Source organism: Afifella marina DSM 2698 (genome assembly GCF_900102695.1).
Taxonomy (GTDB): Bacteria; Pseudomonadota; Alphaproteobacteria; order Rhizobiales; family Afifellaceae; genus Afifella; species Afifella marina.
This window is the reverse complement of record NZ_FMVW01000002.1, coordinates 205,959-230,470: the sequence shown is the minus strand read 5'-3', so window position 1 is coordinate 230,470 and position 24,512 is coordinate 205,959. Positions and strand designations below refer to the sequence as shown.

Genomic DNA, 24,512 nt, shown 5'->3' with positions numbered 1-24,512 from the left:
CCGGACGACATAGCCTGACGATGACAGTCTGAGGACGACAGGGCGGCATGCATGCCGCCCTTCTGCGTTATGGGCTCGAAGTCCTTACCGACAGCAGACAGCCAGCCTTCCCGGCCGCCTCAGGCGACGGGGCTCAGAAGCGGCTCGCCCTTGAGATGCGCACGCAGATTGTCGACCACCATCTGCCCCATCGCCGCGCGCGTCTTGTGCGTGGCACTGCCCTGGTGCGGCGACAAGACGACATTGTCGAGCGCCTTCAGTTCGTCCGGCACGTTGGGCTCATCGGCAAAGACGTCGAGCGCCGCGCCGCCGAGCCCGCCCGATTGCAGGAGCTCGATCATCGCCGGCTCGTCGACGAGCGAGCCACGCGCCATGTTGACGAGCATCCCCTCCGGCCCGAGCGCTTCCATCACGCTGCGGCTGACGATGCCTTGCGTCTCTTTGGAGCCCGGCGCGATCACCACCAGCCAGTCGCAGGCCTTTGCCATCTCGGTGAGGTCAGAAAAATAGGGATAGGGCTCGTGCGCCTGCTTGTGGCGGCCGTGATAGACGACCTCCATCTTGAAGACCTGCAGGCGCCTCGCAATCTCCTTGCCGATGCGCCCGAGGCCGAGAATGCCGGCGCGCGCCCCGCGGAGTTCGTCGGTCAGCGGAAAATCGCCGCCCGGCCAGCGCCCCTCGCGCACATAGCGGTCGGTCTGCGGCAGCCGATGGGCGAGCGCAATCATCAGCCCCACCGTCATCTCCGCCACGCAATCGTTGAGAACGTCGGGCGTGTTGGTCACGTGCACCCCCGCCCGCTTCGCCGCCTCCACATCGACGGCGTCATAGCCGACGCCGAAGGAGGAAATGATTTCGAGCTTCGGCAGCGCCTCGATGATCTTCGCCGAACAGCCATGGTGCCCGCCCGTCGCAACGAAGCGAACCCCCTCGCCCACCTCGGCCAGAAGGGCGTCCTTGTCGTCCGCCGCAAAATAGCGGTGGACGGTGAAATCCTTCTCGATCTCGGCAGTCACGGCGTCGGCGAGAGGGCCGACCATCAAAAGCTCGGGTCGCGTCATGACATCTTCCATTCGTTTTCAGGGGCGATCCTCATCCTTGCGGGAGATCCTCCTTGGGGGAGGCCTCGGAGCCCGCCCATCGCCGTCGCAGATAGAGGATGATCGGGATCGACCAGACCACGATCGTAAAGATGCCGAGCCCAGCCGCGATCGGCCGCTCGAAGAAGGCGAGGAAGCTGCCGTCGGCCTTGATCATTGAGGTGATGAAATTCTGTTCCAGCATCGGCCCGAGGACGAGGCCGAGGATCGCCGGTGCGATCGGAATGTCGTTCTCTTCCATGATGAAGCCGAGCACGCCGAAGATCAGCATCAGGAGAACGCCGAAGACGGAATTGTTGATGGCGAAAGAGCCGACGATGCAAAACAGGAGAATGACCGGCATCAACACCCGGTTCGGGATCGACAACAGCGTCGAGGCGCCTTTGATCGCCACCCAGCCGAGCGGCAGCATGATGATGTTTGCCAGAAAGAACACCATGAACACCGCATAGATCAGCTGCGGATCGTTGATGAACACGGTCGGGCCCGGATTCATGCCTTTGACGTAGAGGACGCCGATCACGATCGCGGTGATGGAATCGCCCGGAATGCCGAAGACGAGCGCCGGGATCCAGGCGCCCGAGACGGCGCCGTTGTTGGAGGCCCCGGCTTCCACCAGCCCCTCCACATGGCCGCGTCCGAATTTCTCCTTCTGCCGTGAGAACTGCTTGGAGACGGCGTAGGAAATCCAGGCCGCGATATCCGCACCCGCCCCCGGCAACGCGCCGATCGCCGTACCCGTCGCGCTGCCGCGCAGCATCTGGATCGGATAGCGGCGGATATTCGTCCATTGCCGCTTGAACACCGTGTGCTTGCCGGAGCGATCGATCTTCGGGCGCTCCTTGGAATAGACGATCGAGCGCAGAACCTCCGACACGGCAAAGAGCCCGATCATCGCCGGAATGAACTGCACGCCGGCCAGAAGCTCGACATTGCCAAAAGTGTAGCGCGGCTGGCCGGCCGGATTGTCGATGCCGATCGTCGCCGCAAAAAGCCCGATCAGAAGCGCGATCATGCCGCGCGTGACCGAGCTCGGCGACACGAAGATGGCGCAGGACAGCCCGAGCAGCACCAGCCAGAAATATTCGAACGAAGAAAATTTGAGCGCGATTTCGGCAAGCGCCGGCGCCGTCGTCACAAGCACGATGGTGCCGAAAATCCCGCCGATCGCGGAGAACACAAGAACCGCCCCGAGTGCTTCGTCGCCGCGCCCGTCCTGCGTCATCAGATAGGCGTCTTCGACATAGGCCGCACTGGCCGGCGTCCCCGGCATGCGCAACAGCGCGCCCGGAATGTCGCCGGCGAAGATCGCCATCGCGGTCGCCGTCACGATCGCCGCAATCGCCGGCACCGGGTCCATGAAGAAGGTGATCGGCACCAGAAGCGCCGTCGCCATCGTCGCCGTCAGGCCCGGGATCGCACCCACGAACAGCCCGAAACAGGCGGATGCGAAGATGACGAGAAGCACATAGGGCTGAAAGACGAGGCCCGCGGCCTGCGCGAGAATATCCATCGTCGTCACCACAAAAAGGAGAGAAAGTCGTTGCGCGGCAGCGGCACCAGGAGAAGCCGCCCGAAGGTCTGCTGCACCAGGATCGTGGCGAAGATCGCCACCGGCACGGCGACGATGATGCGCGTGCGCAAGGTCAGCATGAAGACGAGGAGAATGAGGAAGGCGATCGGCACGAAGCCGACGCGCTCGGAAAAGACGATATAGACGCCGATCAGCGCCAAGGCCATCGCCACGCCGACAACGGCCATGGGCGACTTCGCCCAGTCGGCAAGCGCCACGGCGCGCCCCTGAAAGCCCATCAGCGCGCTCTTCGCCATCATGAAAATGCCGAGGCCGGCGGCCACGATGCCGATGGCGTTTGGCATGGTTTCGGCCCCATAGGCCTGGCCCGGAATGGGCGAAAAGTTCCTCGCCGAAACGAGGATCGCGGCCGCACCGATCAAGACCAGCACACCGAGCACGAAATCATTGAATTTCATCGCAGGTTCCCGGCAGATGGCGGCGTCCGAAGACGCCGCCGATCGCCCTTATTCGGCCGCGAGCCCGGCCTCTTTCATGACGCGCCCAAGGCTCTCATCGTCGGATGCGACGACCTCCGTCGCCTCTTCCGGCCCCGCCCAGCGCATGCCGAACCCGCGATCGGCCATGAACTTCTGGTATTCTTCGCTGTTGTAGGCCTTCTCCACGGCGCCCGCGAGCTTCGCCTTCACGTCGTCCGGCAGCCCCTTCGGCGCGGCGACCGTGCGCCACACGGCAAGCGTCCAGTCCGAACCGACCGCTTCCTTCAGCGTCGGCACGTCCGGGAACATCTCCTGGCGCTCCTCCGACATGGACGCGAGCGGGCGCACCTTACCGGCCTCGATCATGGAGCGGCCTTCGGCAAGCGACGACGGCACGAGATCGACGCCGCCCGCCACCATATCGGTGATGCCGGCGGCCGAACCCTGGCTCGGCACCCAGGTGATCTGGTCTGGCGGCAGATCTTCCGACAACAGCCAGCCGAGAAGGCCGAGATGCCAGATGCCGCCCTGCCCGGTCCCGGAAGCCTTCAGCGCCCCCTTCGGCTCGGACTTGATTGCGTCGAGAAGATCCTGCGCCGTCTCGTAATCGGAATCGGCCGACACCATGACCCCACCCGGATCGGCGTTCACCATCGCCAGGAAATCGAAGTCCTTGTAGGTGAGATCCGTCAGCCCCTGCCAATGCATCATGTCGATCTCGATCGTCACGATGCCGATCGTGTAGCCGTCCGGCTTGGCCGTCGCGATGGCGCTATGGCCGACGACGCCCGACCCGCCGGTGCGGTTGACGACATTGACCGGCACACCGAGCTCTTCCTGCAGGATCGAGGCGAAGATGCGCCCGACGGCATCCGTGCCGCCGCCCGCACCCCAAGGCACGATCATCTGGATCGGACGATCCGGATAATCGGATTGCGCAAGGGCGGCGGGTGCGCCGAACACGGCTGTGGCGAGAAGCGCCGCGGCGGCGGCGAGAAAGGTTCTTTTGCGCATATGTCCTCCCGGTGCGCGATGTCTGTTCTTGGCAGGCCTATTCTGCGGAGGCTCTGTCCGGCTGCGTCATGCGCAGCTCTTTTTGTTCACGGAGAGACTATCTCCTGCGGTTGCCCGCGATGTCAATGTATACATTGAGATCCAGACACGGCCGGACCGCTTTTCCATGCGCCGGCGCAGCACGGGTGCTCCACCGGCGCAATCCGTCAACGTCAGGCGGCGACGACTGTCTGCCGCTGCGTGCCGAGCCCTTCGATGGCGAGCTCCATCACGTCGCCGACCTTCAGATAGACGGGCGGCTTCATGCCCATGCCCACGCCCGGCGGCGTGCCGGTGGAAATGACATCGCCCGGCATCAGCGTCATGAACTGCGACAGATACGAGACGACATGCGGCACGTTGAAGATGAGCGTGTTGGTGTTGCCGCTCTGGCGCCGCTCGCCGTTGACGTCGAGATGCATGTCGAGGTTGTGCGGATCGGCAACGGCATCGCGCGTCACGAGCCACGGCCCGAGCGGGCCGAACGTGTCGTGGCTCTTGCCCTTCGTCCACTGGCCCATGCGCTTCGTCTGGAAGTCGCGCTCGGAGACGTCGTTCATGATGGCGAAGCCCGCCACATGCTGCATCGCCTCCTCCTCGGAGACGTATTTGGCGCGCTTGCCGATAATGATTGCGAGCTCCACCTCCCAGTCGAGCGCCTTGGAACCGCGCGGCATCTCCACATCGTCATTGGGGCCGCAGAGCGCCGACAACGCCTTGGCGAAGATGATCGGCTCGCTCGGCGGCTCGGCACCCGTCTCCGCCGCATGGTCGGAATAATTGAGGCCGATGCACAGGATCTTCGAGACCTGGCCGACGCAGGGGCCGAAACGCGGATTGCCCGCAACCTTCGGCAGCGAGGCGGGATCGAGCGCGCGCAGTCTCTCGAGCCCGGCATCGGAGATCACCTCCCCGGCGATGTCGTCGACCTCGCCGGACAGATCGCGCAGCGCGCCCTCGTCATCGATGAGGCCGGGCTTTTCCTGGCCGGCAGGGCCGTAGCGAACGAGCTTCATGGCATCCTTTCTCGGATTATCTTGAGGGATTTCTGAGGATCAGTAGACGGCGCGGCCGCCGGAAATGTCGAAGACGGCGCCCGTCGAAAACGAGCAATCCTCCGAGGCGAGCCAGCAGATCATCGCCGCCACCTCGGACGGCTCCACGAACCGGTTCATCGGGATCTTCGACAGCATGTAATCGATATGCTCCTGCGTCATCTGATCGAAGATCGCCGTGCGGGCCGCCGCCGGCGTGATGCAATTGACGAGGATGTTGTGGCCGGCGAGCTCCTTGCCGAGCGATTTCGTCAGCCCGATCAGCCCGGCCTTCGAGGCCGAATAATGCGAGGCGTTGGGATTGCCCTCTTTGCCGGCGATCGAGGCGACGTTGACGATCCGCCCATAGCCCTTTTCGAGCATCAAGGGCACGACGGCATGGCTCGTCAGAAACGGCGCGACGAGATTGACCTCGATCACCTTGCGCCAGGTGTCGGGATCGAGCTCCCAGGTCTTGGCATTGCCGCCGGTGATGCCGGCATTGTTGACGAGAATGTCGATGCCGCCGCCCTTCTCGGCCGCCTCTTTCGCGGCGTCTGCAACGGCTCCCGCATCGGTCAGTTCGACGACGGCGCCGCTCGCTTTCTCGCCGAGTTCCCCGAGCGCCGTTTCGATCGCCTCTCCGTCGATATCCCAGATGACGGCCCGCCCGCCGCTGTCGAGCACGCGTTTTGCGGTCGCAAAGCCGATGCCGCGGGCGCCGCCGGTGATGACGGCCGTGCGGTTTTCAAGGTCGATCCTGTTCATGGGGCGTGTTCCTCGTATCGTTTATCGTTGCCGCTTTGCCGCGGCTTGGTCGTTGTGCGCAGAGAAGACGGCTGTGGACGGCCTCACGCCGGCCCCCGCCGCAGAAGTTCGAGCGCCAGCCGGTCGGCGCGGTCGCGGTGCTGTTGATGCAGATGCGCCGCGCGGCGGATATCGCGCTCCACCACCGCCTGAAGGATGGCGCGATGCTCCCGGTCCGACTGCGCCGTGCTCGGCCGCAGATGCACGATCGCCATGCGCGCCCGATATTGCTGGTCCCAGTATTGGCGCAAAGTCGCACAAAGCCGGTTGTTGCCGCTCAGCGTCACGAGCTCGGAATGGAACTGATCGTCGAGATGCGACCAGCGCACCGGGTCTTCGCGCTGCGTCGCCCGCTCCAGCTGGTCGAGAATGCCGGAAAGCCGGCGACCGTCGTTCGTCTCGATGCCGCGCCTTGCCGCAAGCTCCACGGCCTTCACTTCGAGCGTCGAAAACACGTCGTAGATGTCGGAGAGATCGTCGATCGATTGCGCCCGGACGCTGATGCCGTGGCGCGGGCGCACATCGACGAGCCCCTCCTCTTCGAGCTTGATCAGAGCCTCCCGCACCGGCGTGCGCGACAGGCCGAGAAGGTTCGCCACCTCCGCTTCGAGAAGCGTCGTCCCGGGCGGCAGCCGGCCTTCCATGATGCGGAATTTGAGCTCGTGATAGGCGCGCTCGCGCGCCGGCATGTCGGCAACGCCTTCAAGGCTCGGCCGCCCGCGTGCCCCCGTCACCGACGGCGGCGTCGGGCGCCGTCGGGCATTGTCCGCCGGCGCTCTCACGCCCGCCGCATCCAGGGGCTCACCGCCCGCAGCGTTGTCACGATCCTGTCTCATGTTTGATGCCGTTGAGCTCCGCCACGATGTCGGCAATGCGCGGCAGATATTCCTCGCCATGCCCGGTCGCATCGGCGGTGGCGAAATTGTTCTTCACCGCCGAGGAGACATGCGAGGCGATGCCGCTTTCGTTCGCCAGAGACACGACATAGCGCATATCCTTGTGCGCGTTCTTGAGCGCGAATTTGTGCGCCTCCGGATCGCGCTCCACCACCCATTTCATGAAGGTCTGGTAGAAGCCGCAATCCATCCGCCCGCCGCCGATGATGGAATGAAACGTCGCCGCATCGATGCCGTTCTTCGCCCCGATCGCCAGCGCCTCCGAATAGATCGCGGCATAGCCGAGCGACAGGAAATTGTTGAGAAGCTTCATCGTGTGGCCGGCGCCCGGCTCACCGACACGCACGATCTTGCCGGCCCAGGTGGCGATGATCGGCTGAACGCGGTCGAAATCCGCCTCGCTCGCCCCGACCATCGCATCGAGAAGCCCTTCCCAGGCCTCCTTCGGCGTGCGCGACAAGGGCGCATCGATGAGCGTCGCGCCGTCCGCCCGGCATTTTTCGACGAGGGCGCGCGTCGACACCGGATTGCTGGTCGAGGTGTCGATGATCGTCTTGCCAGACGCCCCTACCGCCAGGATCTCGCCGACAACGGCTTCGACCTGCGGGCTTCCCGGCAGGCACAGGAAGATGACGTCGGAGGCCTCTGTCAGCGCCGCGACACTCTCTGCCTCTTTGGCGCCCCGGCCCTTCAGATCCTCCACCGGCTCGCGGTTGCGGTGGCCGAGGATCGTCAAGGGATAGCCCTTTTCGACGAGGTTCTTCGCCATGCCCTGGCCCATCAGCCCGACGCCGATGAAGCCGATCGCTGGTTTCTCGCTCATGATCCGGTCTCCTTGGCCTGTCGCGCCTCTTCGTCGGCGATATGCGCGCGGATGATGGAGGCGAAATCGGCGTCGGCGGAAAAGCCCACCTCGCTTGCCCGCGCCGTGTCGAAGTCGCGCGGCCAGCCATGGACCATGCTGCGGATCGGCTCGTCCGGCTCGCGCCGGATGCGTCCCACAACCTCGTCGCCCGCCACCTCCTGCAAGGTCGCGATCATCTCGCCCACCGTCACCGAAAGCCCCGGCATGTTGAGCGAGCGCCGCGGCCCGAGCGTCGACGTATCCATTGTCGCCGCATGCACGAGAAAGCCGACGGCCGCTGCCGGGCTCGCGATCCAGTGGCGCACATCGTCTTCGACCGGCAGGATGGCCTCGAGCCCCGCAAGCGGCTCGCGGATGATGCCGGAGAAGAAGCCCGACGCCGCCTTGTTGGGCTTGCCCGGCCGCACCACGATCGTCGGCAGGCGGATGCCGACCCCGTCGACGAACCCTTTGCGCGTGTAATCGGCGAGAAGCAGCTCCGAGATCGCCTTTTGCGTGCCGTAGCTCGTCAAAGGTGCCGAGAGGAACGTGTCCGAGATTTTTTCCTCAAACGGCGCGCCGAAGACGGCGATCGACGAGGTAAAGACGAGCCGCGGCCGATAGGCCTCGCCCGCCTGCCGGATCGCCTCCAGGAGATGGCGGGTGCCATCGAGATTGATGCGGTAGCCCTTGTCGAAATCCGCTTCCGCCTCGCCCGAAACGATGGCCGCGAGATGGAAGATCACATCCGGCTGGCGCGTGATCAGCCCTTCGACCGTCTCTGCCGAAGAAATGTCGCCCGCCTCGCAGGTCACCGTGATCGTCTCCGGCACATCGGGAAAGTCCGGCGCCACCACGTCGAAGGCGTCGATTGCCGCAATCGCCCGCCCGCCGAGCTCCTTGTCGGCAAGAAGCCTTTCGACCAGGCGCCGTCCGACCATGCCGGCCGCGCCGAGCACCAATATCCGCATCAAATCCTCCCCAGCCCTTCGGGCCTTTTATCGTTCAAAGCGACCAGCCGCCGTCGATCACCTGCGTCGTGCCGGTCGTGAAGCGGCTCTCGTCGGAGCCGAGATAGACGGCGAGATCGGCGATCTCGTCGGGCGTGCCGATCCGGCCGATCGGCTGGCGCTCGACGAACATCGCCCGCGCTTTCTCCACGCCGCCCACCTCCTCGCCGAGCGCGGAAATCCGCGCCTCCAGCGACGGGCTCTCGATCGTGCCCGGGCAGATGGCGTTGCAGCGGATGCCTTTGCGGATGAAGTCTATGGCGATCGAACGCGTCAGCCCGATCACCGCCGCCTTCGTCGTCATATAGACGTAGCGATTGGGCGCAGCTTTGATCGAGGAGGCGGCCGACGACATGTTGATGATCGACCCGCCCCCGTTCTCCAGCATCCGCGGCAGCAGGGCCGAGATTGTGCGGTGCATGGAGGTGACGTTGAGGTCGAAGGAAAAATCCCAGTCCTTGTCGTCGCAATCGAGCACCGTCCCATGGTGCACGAAGCCCGCGCAATTGAAGAGAATGTCGGGCGTGTCGACCGTCTTCATATAGGAGCCGACGGCGCGCCCGTCGGTTACGTCGAGCACGGCCGTATCGACCTCGCCCAGAGTATTAAGCCCCTTCAGCTTCTCGGCGTCGAGATCGGTCGCATAAACACGCGCCCCCTCTTCCAGAAACCGTTCCGCCACGCGGCGGCCGATCCCTTGCCCCGCCGCCGTGCACACTGCGATCTTTCCCTCAAGTCGCCGCCCCATCAGGCTTCCTCCGTTCCTCGTTTATTGGTCTTTTTGAGGGAGGGTTCGCCCCTCCTCACATTCTTGAGACACTTTGCTTTTCACGCCCGTCTGGTGTCAGCTGCCGCACCAGACGCGAAGCCCACGACACCGCGCCCTTTAATGATTGTCGCGCGGAATGCCGCTCGTCTGGGCGATGCGGTGGTATTTGACCGCCGGCTCCAAAACCATGCCGGTTTCGAGCTGCGAGACCATGGCGCGTTGGATCTCCTGCCAGGGCGTCTGGCTCTCCGGGAAGGGATAGCCGCCCGCCTCTTTCAGCGCCTCGCGCCGCTGTTCGAGCTCCCCGTCGCTGATGAGGATATTCGCCTCCCCGCGCTCGAGATCGATGCGCACGTGGTCGCCTGTCTTCAACAGCCCCAGACCGCCGCCGGCCGCCGCCTCCGGCGAGGCGTTGAGGATCGAGGGCGAACCCGACGTGCCCGATTGCCGCCCGTCGCCGATGCAGGGCAGCGAATGGATGCCCCGCTTCAGGAGATAATCGGGCGCGCGCATATTCACGACCTCCGCCGCCCCCGGATAGCCGATCGGCCCCGCCCCGCGCATGAACAGGATGGTGTTCTCGTCGATCTGAAGCGCCGGATCGTCGATGCGGTGATGATAATCCTCCGGCCCGTCGAAAACGGCGGCCTTGCCCTCGAACGCCATCGGATCGTCGGGATTGGAGAGGTAACGCTCGCGGAATTCGGTGGAGATGACGGAGAGCTTCATGATCGCCGAGGAGAAGAGATTGCCCCTCAGAACCCGGAAGCCCGCGCCCTTGAGCATCGGCTTGTCGAACGGACGGATGACATTCTCGTCGGCGATTTCGGCACCCCGGCAATTGTCGCCCATCGTGCGCCCGTTCACCGTGAGCGCCCCTTCGTTGATGAGCCCCGCCCCCATCAGCTGGTTGACGACCGCCGGCACACCGCCCGCGTGATAATAATCCTCACCGAGATATTCCCCCGCCGGCTGCAGATTGACGAGAAGCGGAATGTCCTCGCCATAGGTCTGCCAGTCGTCGATCGAAAGCTCCACTCCGACATGGCGGGCGAGCGCGTTGAGATGGATCGGCGCATTGGTCGAACCGCCGATCGCCGAATTCACACGGATCGCATTGATGAAGGCGTCGCGTGTCAGTATATCGGACGGCTTCAGATCCTCGCGCACCATCTCGACGATCCGAAGGCCCGTCAGATACGACATCTCCTGCCGGTCCCTGTAGGGAGCGGGGATCGCGGCGGCCCCCGGAAGCTGCATGCCGAGCGCTTCGGCGAGCGAATTCATCGTCGTCGCCGTGCCCATCGTGTTGCAATAGCCGGTCGAAGGCGCCGAGGAGGCGACGAGCTTGACGAAGCCCGGATAATCGATCTCGCCGGCGGCCAGAAGCTCGCGCGCCTTCCACACGATCGTGCCGGAGCCGGTGCGCTCGCCGCGGAACCAGCCGTTCAGCATCGGCCCGACGGACAGCGCGATCGCCGGAAGATTGACCGTCGCCGCCGCCATCAGACACGCCGGCGTGGTCTTGTCGCAACCGATCGTCAGAACGACGCCGTCGAGCGGATAGCCGTAAAGCACCTCGACGAGCCCGAGATAGGCGAGATTGCGGTCGAGCGCCGCCGTCGGCCTCTTGCCCGTCTCCTGGATCGGATGCACCGGAAATTCGATGGCGATGCCGCCGGCCTCGCGAATGCCGTCCCGCACCCGCTTGGCGAGCTCCAGATGATGCCGGTTGCACGGCGACAGATCGGACCCCGTCTGCGCGATGCCGATGATCGGCTTGCCCGATTGCAGCTCTTCCTGGGACAGGCCGAAATTCAGGTAGCGCTCCAGATAAAGCGCCGTCATATCGGGGTTGTCGGGATTGTCGAACCAGGCACGCGAGCGCAGTTGCGGCAGATTGGGGCGGTCGGTCATCTCGTCTCCAAAGGGTTTGGCGCGTGAGGAAGGCGCCTCACGGGCCGCCCGATTGCCAACAACGTATACCTCAACGTTGGGGCCTTTCAACGCCCTTTAGAGAGAGAAACGGCCGAATACGGCTCCCATTGCATACGCTGAATAAAGGCGTAAGGCGCACGCTGGCCTTCACCCGCCGCACAAATCCAACAAAAAAGGCCTGCCCGCAGCCCGGTGCGGACAGGCCTTCTTCCAAGAGTGGCCCCTTTCGAAGAGCGAAATGTCGGCGTGCGGTTAGCGCGTGCCGTCAAGATAGCGCTGAAGCGTCTTCTCGGTCCCTTCGTCCCACAGCGTGCGCAGCCAATGCGCAAAGAGCTCGCGGAAATCGTCGTTCCGCCCGACATCGCCATAGACATCGTCCATGCCGAGCCATTCGCCGGGATCGGCGCGCGCCGCCTGCGCCTTCGGCACGAGCAGATCCCAGTTCGGATCGTTCGGTTCGATAACGGCGCCGCTCTCCGTCTCGCCGAAGCAATAGCGGCACCACAGCGCCGATTCGAGCGCCAGCCCCGCCACGCTGCGTCCCTCCTTCAGCCGGTCGGCGATCGTCGGCACGATGAATTTCGGCTGCCGGTTGGACCCGTCGAGGCAGAGACGGCGCACCGTGTCGCCGATCTTCGGATTGGCGAAGCGGCGCTTGATCTCGCCGAAATAGACCTGCAGATCCGTATCCGGCACCGGCGGCACGGCCGGCACGATCTCATCCTGCTCGATCTTCTCCAGGAACGCCGCGACGAGCGGGTGTTCCATCGCCTCATGCACGAAATGGATATCGAGGAGCCCCGCCGGATAGGCGATCACCGCATGCCCGCCGTTCAGGATGCGGATCTTCATGATCTCGAACGGCGTCACGTCCGGCACGAACTGCACGCCGACATTCTGAAGCGCTGGCCGCCCGGAGGGAAAATTGTCCTCCAGCACCCATTGCTTGAAATCCTCGCAGAACACCGGCCAGGCATCTTCGACGCCGAATTCCTCTTCAAGCAGCCGCCGTTCCCGATCCCCCGTCGCCGGCGTGATCCGGTCGACCATGCCGTTCGGAAAGGCGACGTTCTCGGTGATCCAGTCGGCGAAGGCCGGGTCTGACAGCCGCGCCGTCCCGGCGACGGCATTCTTCGCCACCACGCCATTGTGGGGGATGTTGTCGCACGACATCACGGTGAAGGGCTGAAGCCCGCGGCCCCGCCGCTCCTTGAGCCCCGCCGCGATCAGCCCGAAGACGGTCTTCGGATCGTCGGGCGTCTTGCCGTCGGCGGCGATCGCCGGATGCTCCGGATTGAAGCGCCCGGTGGAATCGATGAAGTAGCCGCCCTCCGTCACCGTCAGCGAGACGATGCGGATTGAGGGATCGGTGAGTTTTTCGATGATCGCCTGCGCATCGCCCACCGGCAGCATACCGACCATGGCGCCGGTGACGCGCGCATTGGAAGCTGCCGCCGACTGATCGACCACCGTCGTCAGAAAATCCTGGCCGCTGAGCGCCTGGCGCATCTTTTCGTCACCCGCCATGACGCCTGCGCCGAGGATCGCGAAATCATGGTCGCGCCCGGTTTCAAACAGCTCGTCGAGATAGACGGCCTGATGCGCTCGGTGAAAATTGCCGATGCCGAAATGCAAAATCCCGGCCGACAACCCGGCCCGGTCATAGCCAGGGACATGCACCCTGGACGAAATCTCGGTAAGGTTCTCGGCTGCAAGCTTCGTCGTCATGTCACTCCTTCCGGGGTGGAGGAACGTCCTCTCCAAACCCCTCCGGGGCCGCGCCCCATTCGATAAGTCCGCACTTTCCGGCCCTGCGAGACCGCGTGAAGAGCGGATCGTCATGCGTCCCCCTCCCCCTTGTGGGGAGGGGACAGGGGTGGGGGTCGCCCGTCACAAGGCGTGCCGGCATGAGTTCGCAAGCACAGGCCAACCCGCAGCAGGGATGCCCCCCTCAACTCATCCAATTGCCGCCGTCGACATTGTAGGTCTGGGCGACGATGTAATCGGCCTCGGAACTTGCCAGGAACACGGCCATGCCGGTCAGATCCTCCGCCCGCCCCATGCGCCCGTAAGGCACAGCCTCGCCGACGAGTTGCTTCTTTTCCCCGAGCCGCCGGTTCTCGTACTTCGCAAACAGCGCATCGACCCCGTCCCAATGCTCGCCGTCGACCACGCCCGGCGCGATCGCATTGACGTTGATCTTGTGCTTGATGAGGTCGAGCCCCGCCGATTGCGTGAGGCTGATCACCGCCGCCTTCGTCGCGCAATAGACCGCGACGAGCGCTTCGCCGCGCCGCCCCGCCTGGCTCGCCATATTGATGATCTTGCCGCCATCGCCCTTTGCAATCATCGCCTTCGCCACCGCCTGCAGCATGAAGAGCGTGCCGGAGACGTTGATCGCAAAAAGCCGGTCGAAACTCTCCCGGCGGATCTCGACGATCGGCGCCAGATCGAAGAGCGCGGCATTGTTGACGAGAATATCGATGCGTCCCGCGCGCTGGAGAACCCGCGCCACCGCCGCGTCGATCGAGGCCTGATCGGTCACGTCGAGCGGCACCGCATAGGCCGCCTCGCCGATCTCTGCTGCCGTTGTCTCGGCGCGGTCGAGGTTGATGTCGGCGATCGCCACCCTCGCCCCTTCGCGCACATAGGCCTCGGCGAAAGCGCGCCCTATGCCGCGTGCCGAGCCGGTGATGATGGCGGATTTGCCTTCAAGCCGCCTCATGACAGCGCCATGCCCTCGGCATCGAAGCGGTGGATCTTGTCGTCCTGCGGCGTCAGAAACACGCGGTCGCCGTGGCGGACGGGAAACTCGCCGTCGGCCCGCGCCGTCAGCATGCCGGCGCGCTCCGTCTCCACATGCAGGAACGTGTCGGAGCCGAGATGTTCTGAGACGCTGACGGTTCCCTCCCAGCGGCCTTCTTCGAGAGACAATTGCATATGCTCCGGCCGGATGCCGACCTTGGCCGCATCGCGCCGTTCCGCCACCGCACCTTCGATGAAATTCATCTTCGGCGACCCGATGAAGCCCGCGACGAAGAGATTGCGCGGCTTGGAATAAAGTTCGAGCGGCGTGCCCACCTGCTCGATGATGCCGGCACGCAAAACCACGATCCGGTCGGCCATGGTCATGGCCTCCACCTGATCATGCGTGACGTAGATCATCGTCGTCTCGAGCTTGTTGTGCAGCTCGGAGATTTCGAGGCGCATATTCACCCTGAGCGCCGCATCGAGGTTGGAGAGCGGCTCGTCGAACAGAAACGCCGCCGGCTCGCGCACGATCGCCCGCCCGATGGCGACGCGCTGGCGCTGTCCGCCGGAAAGCTGCCCCGGCCGCCGGTCAAGATAATCGGTGAGGTTCAAAACCCGCGCCGCATCGTCGATCTTGCGGTCGATCTCGGCCTTGTCGAACCCCGCCATCTTCAAAGGAAAGGCGATGTTTTTTCGCACGCTCATATGCGGATAGAGCGCGTAGGACTGGAACACCATGGCAAGACCCCGCTTGGCCGGCGGCGTTTCCGTGGCGTCCCGCCCGTCGATCTTGATCTCGCCGGACGTCACGTCTTCGAGACCCGCGATCAGCCGCAGAAGCGTCGACTTTCCGCAGCCGGACGGGCCGACGAAGACGATGAATTCGCCATCCTCGATTTCGAGATCGAGCGGCGGGATCACCTGGACGTTGCCGAAAGTCTTGGTGATCTGGTTGAGCGAGATGTGTCCCATATCCGTCCCTTTTCGCCGCGTTTGTCGCCGCGCCGCTTATTGTCGGGTGCCGCCGGGGCGGCAGCCGCGTCTTGGCCGCGCCCCTATTTGACCGCACCGAAGGTGAGGCCGCGCACGAGCTGCTTCTGGCTGAACCAGCCGAGGATCAAAATCGGCGCGATCGCCATGGTCGAAGCGGCGGAGAGCTTGGCGTAGAACAACCCCTCCGGGCTCGAATAGCTGGCGATGAACGCCGTCAGCGGCGCCGATTTCGCCGCCGTCAGGTTCAACGTCCAGAACGCCTCGTTCCAGGCGAGGATGATGTTGAGGAGAAGCGTCGAGGCGATCCCAGGCACCGCCATCGGCGTCAGCACGTAAAGGATCTCCGAGCGCAGCCCCGCCCCGTCCATCCGCGCAGCCTCCAGGATCTCGCCCGGAATCTCGCGGAAATACGTGAACAGCATCCAGATGATGATCGGCAGATTGATCAGCATCACCACGATGACGAGGCCGGTCAGCGTGTCGAGGAGCCCGGCGTCGCGGAAGATGAGATAGATCGGGATCAAGACGCCGACGGGCGGCAGCATCTTGGTCGAGAGCATCCACATCAACACGTTCTTGGTCTGCTTGCTGGGCACGAAGGCCATCGACCACGCCGCCGGAATGGCGACGAGGAGACCCAGAACCGTCGAGCCGACCGAGATCACCACCGAATTCCAGAAATGCCGGAAATAGGCGGAGCGCTCCTGCACCTCGACGTAATTGTCGAGCGTCCAGTCGAAGAACACGAAGGAGGGCGGCGAAGCGATCGCCTCCGCCTCCGTCTTGAAGCTCGTCAGGATCGTCCACAGGATCGGAAAGAAGATCAGGAAGCCGATCGTCCAGGCGATCAGCGTGAAGAGCAGCTTTCGACCTTTTGTCGGAGTGTGGGCCATGGCTCAGACGTCCAGGTTCTTGCCGATCATCCGCATCAGGAAGATCGCAACGATATTGGCGAGAATGACGGCGACGATGCCGCCGGCCGATCCGCCGCCCACGTCGAACTGCAGGAGCGACTGGGCATAGACGAGATAGGTGATGTTGGTCGTGGCATAGCCCGGCCCGCCATTGGTGGTGACGAGGATCTCCGCGAACACCGAGAGCAGGAAGATCGTCTGAATGAGCACGACGACGGTGATGGCGCGTGCCAGATGCGGCAGCATGATGTGGAAGAAGCGGCTCAACGGCCCCGCCCCGTCCATCTCGGCGGCTTCCAGCTGGTCGCGGTCGAGCGATTGCAGCGCCGTCAGCAGGATGAGTGTCGCAAACGGCAGCCACCCCCATGAGACGATGAGGATGATGGAGGCGAGCGGCGCCTGCCCGAGAAAGTCGAAGGGCTGCATCCCGAGCGCCCGAAAAATGTTCGCGAAGAGCCCGTTCACGGGGTTCATGAACATGTTCTTCCACACGAGCGCGGAGACCGTCGGCATGACGAAAAACGGCGCGATCACCAGAACCCGCACGATCCCCTGCCCCCACATCGGCTGATCGAGCAGGATCGCCAAAAGCACGCCGCCGAAGACGGTGATGACGAGAACGCCGCCGACGAGGAGAAGCGTGTTGATGAGCGCGGAGAAGAACGCCGGATCGGTCAGGAAGAACCGATAATTCATGAAGCCGATGAAATCGTGCGCTCCCGGCATCAGAAGATTGTAGCGCAGGAACGAAAAGTAGAGCGTCATCGACAAGGGGATCAGCATCCAGCCGAGCAGAAGAAGCACGGCGGGAGAGATCATCAGTCGCGCGGCAGAACGCGAATGCGCAGTGGCCATGAGCGAACCCTCTCGGGCGATGAGAAACGAGCCGGTGAAAGAGGCCCGGGCGAAGGCTGAAAAGACCGCCCGTCCGGGCCGATCATGTCGAGGCGGTCACGTCGAAAGCGACCGCCCCAGGCAGATGCGTGCGGCCGACGATATGCGGCCGGTCACGCGCGGCCCATCACTTCGGATAGCCGGCCTTCGTCATCTCGCGGTTCGTCAGCTGCTGAGCGTTCTGGATCGCCTGATCCGCACTCATCTGCCCGGCAAGAGCGGCTGAGAACATCTGCCCGACGGCCGTTCCGATGCCCTGGAACTCCGGAATGGCGACGAACTGCCCGCCCGTATAAGGCACGTCCTGGACGGACGGCTTGTCGGGGGTTGCCGCCTGCATGGAGTTCAGCGTCATTTCCGCAAAGGGCGCCGCCTTCTGATATTCCTCGTTCTCATAGAGCGAGGTGCGGGTTCCCGGAGGTGCGGCACGCCAGCCTTCCTTGTCGGCGACGAGCTTGGTGTAATCCTTCGATGTCGCCCAGGCGATGAACTGCTTGGCGGCATCCTCCGAATCCGTCGAAGTCGGGATGGCGAGGTTCCACGACCACAGCCAATTGCCGTGGTTGTCGACGCCTTCCTTGTTCGGGAACTGCGCGAAGGCGACCTTGTCGGCAACGGTCGATTCGTCCGGATCGGTCACGAAGGAGGCGGCGACCGTGGCGTCGATCCAGATGCCGCATTTGCCCTGCTGGAACAGCGACAAATTCTCGTTGAAGCCGTTCGAGGAGGCTCCCGGAGGGCCGTCCTCGTTCATCATGTCGAGGTAGTCGTTGACCGCCGCTTTCCATTCGTCGCTGTCGAGCTGGGCCTTCCAGTCCTTGTCGAACCAGGCCGCGCCGTACGAATTCGCCATGGCGGTCAAAAACGCCATGTTCTCGCCCCAGCCGGGCTTGCCGCGCAGGCAGATGCCGTAGACCTCGTTCGACTTGTCGGTCATCGCCTCGGCGGCTTTCTTGATGTCCGTCCAGGTCGGCTGATCGGGGATCTCCACGCCGGCCTTCTCGGCAAGGTCGGTGCGGTACATGACCATCGCGGACTCGCCGTAGAACGGCGCCGCGTAGAGCTTGTCCTCATAGGTCAGCGCACTGCGGATCGACGGCAGGATGTCGTCGGTGTCGTAGCCGTCCGGCATGTCGTCGAGAGCGACGAGCCAGTCCTGCTTCGCCCAGATCGGCACCTCGTAATTGCCGATGGTCATGACGTCGTATTGCCCGCCCTTGGTGGCGATATCCGTCGTCACACGCTGGCGCAGCACGTTTTCTTCCAAAGTCACCCATTCCAACTGGATATCGGGATGATTTTTGGTGAAATCCTCGGCGAGCTTCTGCATGCGGATCATGTCGCCATTGTTGACGGTGGCGATGGTGATCGTTTCGGCATGAGCTGCGGCAGTGAAGGCGAGGACGGATACAGCGCCGGCCGCCCAAATGGAGCGTCTCATCAGGTTTCCTCCGTTGCGCGTCTTCGGCCCGAAGGCCTCGCGGCTTATCTTGACGGGAAAGACACGACACCGGATGTCGATATCGCATCCCTCTGCCCGCGCCGAACGGCACGGACATTAAGGGCGAAGTTGCGCGAAACCGCGGCCCCCGCCTCATCTTCCGATATCTAAATTGTCGTCCATTGCGCGAAGGGAAAGACCCGACGGCAACTTGCACAAGACTAGATCACGCGGGTTTGCCGCTGTCAAATAAATAAATCACTTTGATTTTGCAATTAGCATGACAGCAGAATAAGTCCCGATTCCCTCGTGACTTAGCGCCAATGTCGTACAGTCTATAAAATTTGAAACTGCCGAGTATCAAATCCTGAAAGGCGCTTTTATTCTTCGCGTTCCCAGGGCGGCACGCTGCCGAAATGCGCGCTCAGATAATCGATGAAGGCGCGCACCCGCGGCGACAGGTTCCGCTTTTCCGAATAGAGCGCCAGAATGTCCGATCCGTCGTCGGCATAATCCGGCAACAGCCTGACGAGCCGCCCCGCCTTGATGTCCTCGCCGACGAGATAGGTCGAAAGCCGCGCGATCCCGAGCCCGGCAAGGGCTGCATGATAGATCGCATCGGCGCTGTTGGCCTCGAAATTGCCGGTGAGCGGCACGGGATCGGCCCCCTCCGCCCCCTCCAGATGCCAGTCGTTCCAGCGCGTCACGGTCGACAGGCGCAGGCAATTGTGATGCGCGAGATCCTGGCGCGTCGTGGGCGTGCCGGCGCGCGTGAGATAGGCGGGCGCGGCACAGATCACCCGGCGGTTGCGGGCAAGCTTGCGTGCCACCGCAAAACTGTCCTCCACCTGCTCGGTGAAGCGGATGGCGACGTCGATGCCTTCCGCCGCGAGATCGATCGGCCGGTCCGTCACTTCGAGCGACACTTTGAGCTCCGGATAGCGCGCCATGAACTCCGGCATGATCGGCAGAAGCTGCGCCTTGGCGAAGGCGACGGTGGCTGCGACCCGCAAGACCCCGACAGGTTGGCCGCTGATCGCGGTGGCGAGATTTTCCGCCTCCGACACCCTGGCCACGAGATCGGCGCAGCGCTCGTAGAAGGCGCGCCCCTCCTCGGTCAGCGACAGGCCGTGCTTGCTGCGGTTGAGAAGCCGCACCTTGAGCCGATCTTCCAGAAAGCCGATCTGCCGGCTGACGGCCGATGGCGACAGGCCGAGCGAGCGTGCCGCCGCCGAAAAGCTCTCGCTCTCCACCACGGTCGCAAACAGGATCATCTGGCTCGGAAGTTCCATCACACCTCGGCTTTGCAGCTGGGTCACAGCCCCTTTGACCCAACGACGCCTTCGCAAGCGCCGCCACCGTCATTATTTGTGCATCACAGCACGATTATGATGCGCCGCAATATCGGCGTAGGGCCCGACACCATCAAGATAAAAACGGGTTCGTGGAAACGCGCAAAAGAACGGCTGCAAGCGACTACCGCAACGCAACACAGGCCGGCGAAAGCACCCCCTGGCAGATTGCCGACCCACGAACAGAAATTCAGACGGCAATTCCCCTGCCGTCCCATGATGGAGAAGCCACATGAAGACCCTCACTCTCGCACGTCCCGCATCCGCTCCGCTCGCCACCCCGATCGGCGCAAGCGCTCGTAATCTCTTCTCGCGCGCCTGGACGTCCGTGAAGCAGCGCTACCAGTACGGCGAACTCGTGCGCGAGCTGGAAGGCTATCGGGATCGCGACCTCGCCGATATGGGCTTCGACCGCAGCGAGATCCGTCGCGTCGCGTATGAAGGCGCCTACGGCCGCTCCCGCGCCTGATCTGTCGTTCTCCGAGCGGTCGGCCATTCCCGCACCAACGTTAAATGGCCGCCCGAAAAGCGATTTTTCGAAATAACCTCCATCACCCGTCCAGGCAGGCGGCAGCACCAAGCTCCGCCCGCCGGGGCGGATCGGCGCCACGGCGTCCGCAGGTGATGCCGGCAGCCTCCGTGGCGAAGGCGAGAAGCGCCTCCACCTCGTCCCGGCGCAGCATGGTGAGCGCCTCGCGCGACTTCGTCGAGCGCTCCGCAAGGCCCGCGATCAAGGCGGCCATAAAACTGTCGCCCGCCCCGACCGTGTCGACCACATCGACGGCGGAACCTCTGACGGACACCCGCCCGAACGTGCCGAAAGCTTCCGCACCTTCCCGGCCATAGGTGACGACGACCAGCGTCGCGCCCGCCGCCCGCCAGCGTTCGGCGGTCTCCGCCGGCGGCGCGCTCGGATAGAGAAGCCCCAGATCCTCCTCGCTCACCTTGATGAGATCCGTCGTCGGCACGAAAGCGTCGAGGCGCTCGCGCCAGAGGGAGAGATCCGGCTCCACATTGAGCCGCACATTGGGATCGAGCGTTACGAGCCGCTCGCCCGCCTCGCGCCCCAGAAGCGACAGAAGGCTCGTGCCGATCGGCTCGGTGACGAGTGAAAACGAGCCGGCATGGACGCCCCAGATATCGCGGCTGAAGACCGGCAGATCGGACAGGTTCACGGCTCGGTCCGCCGCCCCGTCTCCATAAAACGCGTAAGACGGCGAGCCGTCCTTGCCGAGCGTCACCAGGCTCAAGGTCGTGCGTCGGCTGGAGCGCAGAAGAAACCCCGTCTCCACGCCTTCCGTTTTGAGTGCCGCAAAGAGCTTTTCGCCCAGAAGATCGGTCGAAAGACCGGTAAAGAGCGCCGCCTCCTGATCGAGCCGGGCGAGCCCGACGGCGACGTTGAAAGGCGATCCGCCGATGCGCGCGTCGAAGGAGAGCCCTTCGCCCTTGTCGGAACCATAGAGATCCCAGAGCGCCTCGCCGCAGACGACGAACATCAGAGCGCTCCCGCCGGGATTTGAACGAAGCCTCGCTGCATCTTCTCCTCCCCTCCGGCGGCCTGTTTTTCTCGGCCCGTTTTTTCTGGGCCGGTTTTGGCCTGTCTTTCCGGCCGGTTTCCGGCCTTATAATCTTGCGCGGCTAATCTTGCGCCGTGGGCCGGGCTGGCCGGCGGCGCCGCGCTCGGACCGGCGGCTTCCACACGAGCCGGCCCCAAGATGCAGGCAGCGCAACGCCGCCTGACCGGCAGCCATAGCCTCAGCACCCATCCACATCGGACACCTAAAGTCAATAACTAAATCACATTGGTTTTTTAATTTCCTTTCGGCTAGCCTCCCCTGCCGCAAGAGGAAAAACCGCAAGGACTGCAAAGGCACGGAGAGATGCGAGGCGGAGACACAACCGGGCTGCGCGCCTACAACGAGCGGCTGATCATCCATGCGCTCCTGCGCGCCGGCGCCTTGTCGAAGGCGGAGATCGCGCGCGAGACCGGCCTGTCCGGCCAGGCCGCCTCCGTCATCGTCAACCGGCTCCTGGCCGAAGGTCTCCTCATCAAGCGCGACAAGGTCCGCGGCCAGGTCGGCCAGCCTTCGACCCCGATCGCCCCCAATCCGAAGGGCGCCTTTTCGCTCGGCGTCAAGATCGGCCGCCGCAGCCTCGAGGCGATCCTCGTCAATCTCCTGGGGGAGGTGATCGCCTCGGCCCAGGAAAACTATGATGCGCCCCTGCCCGAAGAGACGGTCCGCCTCGCCATCGCCCAGGCGACCGGTCTTCTCGCCTCCCTCGACGCCCCGTCGAGAAAGCGCGTCGTCGGCCTCGGCATCGCCATGCCGAGCGAGCTTGAATCCTGGGCGCCGGAGCTCGATCTGGCGCCGGGCACGCTCGACGCCTGGCGCGACATCGACGTCGCCGCAGCACTTCAGGAGGCGACGGGCCTCCCCGCCTCCCTCCACAACGACGCGACGGCCGCCTGCGCCGCGGAAGTCATCCTGGGTGACGCCGTCACCCGCCGCAGCGCGCTTTATCTTTATCTCGGCACCTTCATCGGCGGCGGCATCGTCATCGACGGCAAGCTCTATCGCGGCGAGCAGTTCAACGCCGGCGCCATCGGCTCCATGCCCACCGCCCATCAAAGCCCCACGGGCGCCCCCCAGCAGCTCATCCACACCGCCTCCATCATCCAGCTGCAACAGGCCTTCGCCGAGGAAGGCATCGACGCCGGCGAGGCGCTTCTGCGCGGCGACGACGTTCCGGGAGCGGCACGTATCTTCGACGTCTGGGCCCCGCAGGCGGCGGAGGAGATGGCGCGCGCCGTCATCTCGGCCATGAGCGTCATCGATTTCGAGACGATCGTGGTCGACGGCCTGCTGCCCCCGGCCTGGCGCGCCCGTATCACCGGCCATCTCGCCGAGGCCGTGCAGGATTTCAACCGTCTCGGCCTCAGCCCGGCCGAGATCGTCTCCGGCTCCGTCGGGCCGATGGCGCGGGTTCTGGGCGCTGCCATGCTGCCGCTCCAGGCGCGCTTTTCGCCCAACACCGACCTCCTCGTGCGCCAGACCATCGCGCGCCAGAGCAACGCCGAAGCCGCGTCCTCACTCGCAAACTAGCCGCTGTCCGCACGCGCCTTCCCCGGCTCTTTGCATTCCGGCCGGCTTGTGCCCATCATGGCCGCAAACAAGAAAACGATTTCTCTCGGGGCCCTTCCTCGGGAGAGACCGAGGAAACCCTCTTGAGGACCGTCCATGAGCCTCGCCCCCATGAGCCTCGCCCCCGTGAGTCTCGCCCCATGAGCTTCACGGCCGCGCGCAGCGTTGAGCCTGCGCCGCGCGTTCCCGAATTCGGGCCCTGGCTCGCCCAGGCGTCGATCCTCGTCGTCGACGACGAGCCGGGCATGCGCAACTTTCTCGTCCGCACGCTGAAACCCCGCTGCAAGCGTCTGGAAGAGGCGGCCGACACCGCCGAAGCCTCCAAAAGGCTCGACGAGCATCATTTCGACGTCGTCATTCTCGACAACATCATGCCCGGCAAGAGCGGCGTCGAATGGCTGACGGAACAGCGCGAGATCGGCCTCTTCGCCGATGCGATCCTGATCACCGCCTATGCCGATCTCGAAACGGCGATCCAGGCGCTGCGCGCCGGCGCCGTCGATTTCGTGTTAAAACCCTTTCGCTCCAACCAGATCCTCAACGCCGTCGCCCGCTGCCTCGACCGCATCCGTCTGCAGCGCGAAATCCATGTCCTGCGCCACGAATTGCGCTCCACCGCCGATCACATGCTTCTGCGCGACAAGCTGATCGGCCATTCCGCCGGCATCGGCGAGGTGCGCGACACCATCGCCCGCGTCGCGCCCCTGCCGACCTCGGTTCTGATCACCGGCCAGTCCGGCACGGGCAAGGAGGTGGCGGCACGCTCCATCCACGCCTTGTCCGAGCGTGCCGACAAGCCCTTCGTCGCCGTCAATTGCGCCGCCATGCCGACCGACATGCTGGAGGCGGAGCTTTTCGGCCACCTGAAAGGCGCCTTCACCGGCGCCGATTCTGGCCGCGAGGGCCTCTTCATCCACGCCCATGGCGGCACGCTCTTCCTCGACGAAATCGCCGAATTGCCGCTTGCCATGCAGAGCAAGCTCCTGCGCACGATCGAAGACCGGCGCGTGCGCCCGGTCGGCTCGGAGCGCGAAGTGCCGGTCGATGTGCGCTTCATCTTCGCCACCAACGCCGACCTCGAAGCCGCCGTGGAGGACGGCCGCTTCCGCACCGATCTCTTCTACCGCATCAACGTCATGCAGATCGCCATGCCGCCGCTCGCCGCCCGCGGCGAGGACGTGATCGAGCTCGCCACCCTCTTCATGCAGCGCCTGTCGAAGCAGCTCGGCATGCCCCCGGTCGAAATCGATGCCGCCGTACGTGACGGCCTTGCCGCCTATGACTGGCCCGGCAATGTCCGCGAGCTCAGAAACCTCATCGAACGCTCGCTCATCCTCGGCCGCTTCCCGCCGGAATTTCGCGCCGATCCCGCCCCCGGCGCGGAAAGCGCCTCCTCCCCGGATATTGCCGGCGCGCCGGGCGAAGCGCTCGAAGAGGTGGAGCGCCGCCATATCCTGCGCATCCTCGAAGCGACCGGCGGCAACCGCGCCGAGGCCGCCCGCCGCCTCGGCATTTCGCGCAAGACCATCGACCGCAAATGCTCAGCCTGGAACATCTGAG

General features: G+C 64.4%; 22 protein-coding genes. 3 read left to right on the top strand and 19 right to left on the bottom strand.

Translation table 11 applies throughout. The features are described from left to right. Nucleotides 1-119 precede the first annotated feature (119 nt). From BLP76_RS05825 to BLP76_RS05740, 18 genes are all read right to left on the bottom strand, one after another. Nucleotides 120-1,061 carry a 2-hydroxyacid dehydrogenase gene (locus BLP76_RS05825; RefSeq protein WP_092811322.1) on the bottom strand — a complete coding sequence of 314 codons (942 nt, stop codon included), beginning with the start codon at nucleotides 1,059-1,061 and terminating at the stop codon, nucleotides 120-122. A 31-nt stretch (nucleotides 1,062-1,092) separates the two neighbouring features. Then, nucleotides 1,093-2,613 carry a tripartite tricarboxylate transporter permease gene (locus BLP76_RS05820; protein WP_092811320.1) on the bottom strand — a complete coding sequence of 507 codons (1,521 nt, stop codon included), beginning with the start codon at nucleotides 2,611-2,613 and terminating at the stop codon, nucleotides 1,093-1,095. A 5-nt stretch (nucleotides 2,614-2,618) separates the two neighbouring features. After that, nucleotides 2,619-3,092 (bottom strand): tripartite tricarboxylate transporter TctB family protein, encoded by a 474-nt coding sequence (locus BLP76_RS05815; RefSeq protein ID WP_092810537.1) that lies wholly within the window; start codon nucleotides 3,090-3,092, stop codon nucleotides 2,619-2,621. A 48-nt stretch (nucleotides 3,093-3,140) separates the two neighbouring features. Continuing rightward, the gene (locus BLP76_RS05810; RefSeq protein ID WP_092810535.1) at nucleotides 3,141-4,127 is read right to left on the bottom strand and encodes a tripartite tricarboxylate transporter substrate binding protein; all 987 of its coding nucleotides are present in this window, start codon (nucleotides 4,125-4,127) and stop codon (nucleotides 3,141-3,143) included. 212 nt (nucleotides 4,128-4,339) lie between these two features. Beyond that, a complete protein-coding gene (locus tag BLP76_RS05805; protein WP_092810533.1) occupies nucleotides 4,340-5,182 on the bottom strand; it encodes a fumarylacetoacetate hydrolase family protein in 843 nt (280 codons plus the stop codon). A 39-nt stretch (nucleotides 5,183-5,221) separates the two neighbouring features. After that, nucleotides 5,222-5,968: an SDR family oxidoreductase gene (locus BLP76_RS05800; protein WP_092810530.1), complete on the bottom strand. Its 747-nt coding sequence runs from the start codon at nucleotides 5,966-5,968 to the stop codon at nucleotides 5,222-5,224. Between the two features lie 83 nt (nucleotides 5,969-6,051). Beyond that, entirely contained in the window at nucleotides 6,052-6,843 is a 792-nt protein-coding gene (locus BLP76_RS05795) for a GntR family transcriptional regulator (RefSeq protein WP_092810528.1), read from the bottom strand. Next, nucleotides 6,827-7,726 (bottom strand): NAD(P)-dependent oxidoreductase, encoded by a 900-nt coding sequence (locus BLP76_RS05790; RefSeq protein ID WP_092810526.1) that lies wholly within the window; start codon nucleotides 7,724-7,726, stop codon nucleotides 6,827-6,829. The genes BLP76_RS05795 and BLP76_RS05790 overlap by 17 nt, the downstream gene beginning before the upstream one ends. Then, complete coding sequence (gene denD / locus BLP76_RS05785) at nucleotides 7,723-8,718, bottom strand: D-erythronate dehydrogenase (protein ID WP_092810524.1); 996 nt, start codon at nucleotides 8,716-8,718, stop codon at nucleotides 7,723-7,725. The genes BLP76_RS05790 and denD overlap by 4 nt, the downstream gene beginning before the upstream one ends. A 34-nt stretch (nucleotides 8,719-8,752) precedes the next feature. Further along, nucleotides 8,753-9,505, bottom strand: a complete 753-nt coding sequence (locus tag BLP76_RS05780) for an SDR family oxidoreductase (RefSeq protein ID WP_092810522.1) — start codon at nucleotides 9,503-9,505, stop codon at nucleotides 8,753-8,755. Between the two features lie 138 nt (nucleotides 9,506-9,643). Continuing rightward, a complete protein-coding gene (locus tag BLP76_RS05775; RefSeq protein ID WP_092810520.1) occupies nucleotides 9,644-11,443 on the bottom strand; it encodes an IlvD/Edd family dehydratase in 1,800 nt (599 codons plus the stop codon). Nucleotides 11,444-11,716: 273 nt separating this feature from the next. Then, a complete protein-coding gene (locus BLP76_RS05770; protein ID WP_092810518.1) occupies nucleotides 11,717-13,192 on the bottom strand; it encodes a mannitol dehydrogenase family protein in 1,476 nt (491 codons plus the stop codon). 223 nt (nucleotides 13,193-13,415) lie between these two features. Then, nucleotides 13,416-14,189, bottom strand: coding sequence for an L-iditol 2-dehydrogenase (locus tag BLP76_RS05765; protein WP_092810516.1), 774 nt, complete (start codon nucleotides 14,187-14,189; stop codon nucleotides 13,416-13,418). Then, nucleotides 14,186-15,187 carry an ABC transporter ATP-binding protein gene (locus BLP76_RS05760; protein WP_092810514.1) on the bottom strand — a complete coding sequence of 334 codons (1,002 nt, stop codon included), beginning with the start codon at nucleotides 15,185-15,187 and terminating at the stop codon, nucleotides 14,186-14,188. Before BLP76_RS05760 ends, BLP76_RS05765 begins: the two co-directional genes overlap by 4 nt. An 83-nt stretch (nucleotides 15,188-15,270) precedes the next feature. Continuing rightward, entirely contained in the window at nucleotides 15,271-16,101 is an 831-nt protein-coding gene (locus BLP76_RS05755) for a carbohydrate ABC transporter permease (protein WP_092810512.1), read from the bottom strand. Between the two features lie 3 nt (nucleotides 16,102-16,104). Beyond that, nucleotides 16,105-16,977, bottom strand: coding sequence for a carbohydrate ABC transporter permease (locus tag BLP76_RS05750; RefSeq protein WP_092810510.1), 873 nt, complete (start codon nucleotides 16,975-16,977; stop codon nucleotides 16,105-16,107). 166 nt (nucleotides 16,978-17,143) lie between these two features. Continuing rightward, entirely contained in the window at nucleotides 17,144-18,457 is a 1,314-nt protein-coding gene (locus BLP76_RS05745; RefSeq protein ID WP_092810508.1) for an ABC transporter substrate-binding protein, read from the bottom strand. Between the two features lie 380 nt (nucleotides 18,458-18,837). Further along, nucleotides 18,838-19,749, bottom strand: a complete 912-nt coding sequence (locus tag BLP76_RS05740; protein ID WP_092810506.1) for a LysR family transcriptional regulator — start codon at nucleotides 19,747-19,749, stop codon at nucleotides 18,838-18,840. A gap of 292 nt (nucleotides 19,750-20,041) precedes the next feature. Here BLP76_RS05740 and BLP76_RS05735 point away from each other — a divergent pair, with 292 nt between their 5' ends. Continuing rightward, complete coding sequence (locus tag BLP76_RS05735; protein ID WP_092810504.1) at nucleotides 20,042-20,278, top strand: DUF1127 domain-containing protein; 237 nt, start codon at nucleotides 20,042-20,044, stop codon at nucleotides 20,276-20,278. Nucleotides 20,279-20,360: 82 nt separating this feature from the next. On the opposite strand, the gene BLP76_RS05730 is transcribed toward BLP76_RS05735, so the two are convergent. After that, nucleotides 20,361-21,305 (bottom strand): carbohydrate kinase family protein, encoded by a 945-nt coding sequence (locus BLP76_RS05730; RefSeq protein ID WP_092810502.1) that lies wholly within the window; start codon nucleotides 21,303-21,305, stop codon nucleotides 20,361-20,363. A gap of 384 nt (nucleotides 21,306-21,689) precedes the next feature. On the opposite strand from BLP76_RS05730, the gene BLP76_RS05725 reads away from it, so the two are divergent. Continuing rightward, entirely contained in the window at nucleotides 21,690-22,913 is a 1,224-nt protein-coding gene (locus tag BLP76_RS05725) for an ROK family transcriptional regulator (protein WP_092810500.1), read from the top strand. A gap of 179 nt (nucleotides 22,914-23,092) precedes the next feature. Further along, nucleotides 23,093-24,511, top strand: a complete 1,419-nt coding sequence (locus BLP76_RS05720; RefSeq protein ID WP_092810498.1) for a sigma-54-dependent transcriptional regulator — start codon at nucleotides 23,093-23,095, stop codon at nucleotides 24,509-24,511. The last annotated feature ends 1 nt before the right edge of the window (nucleotide 24,512 follow it).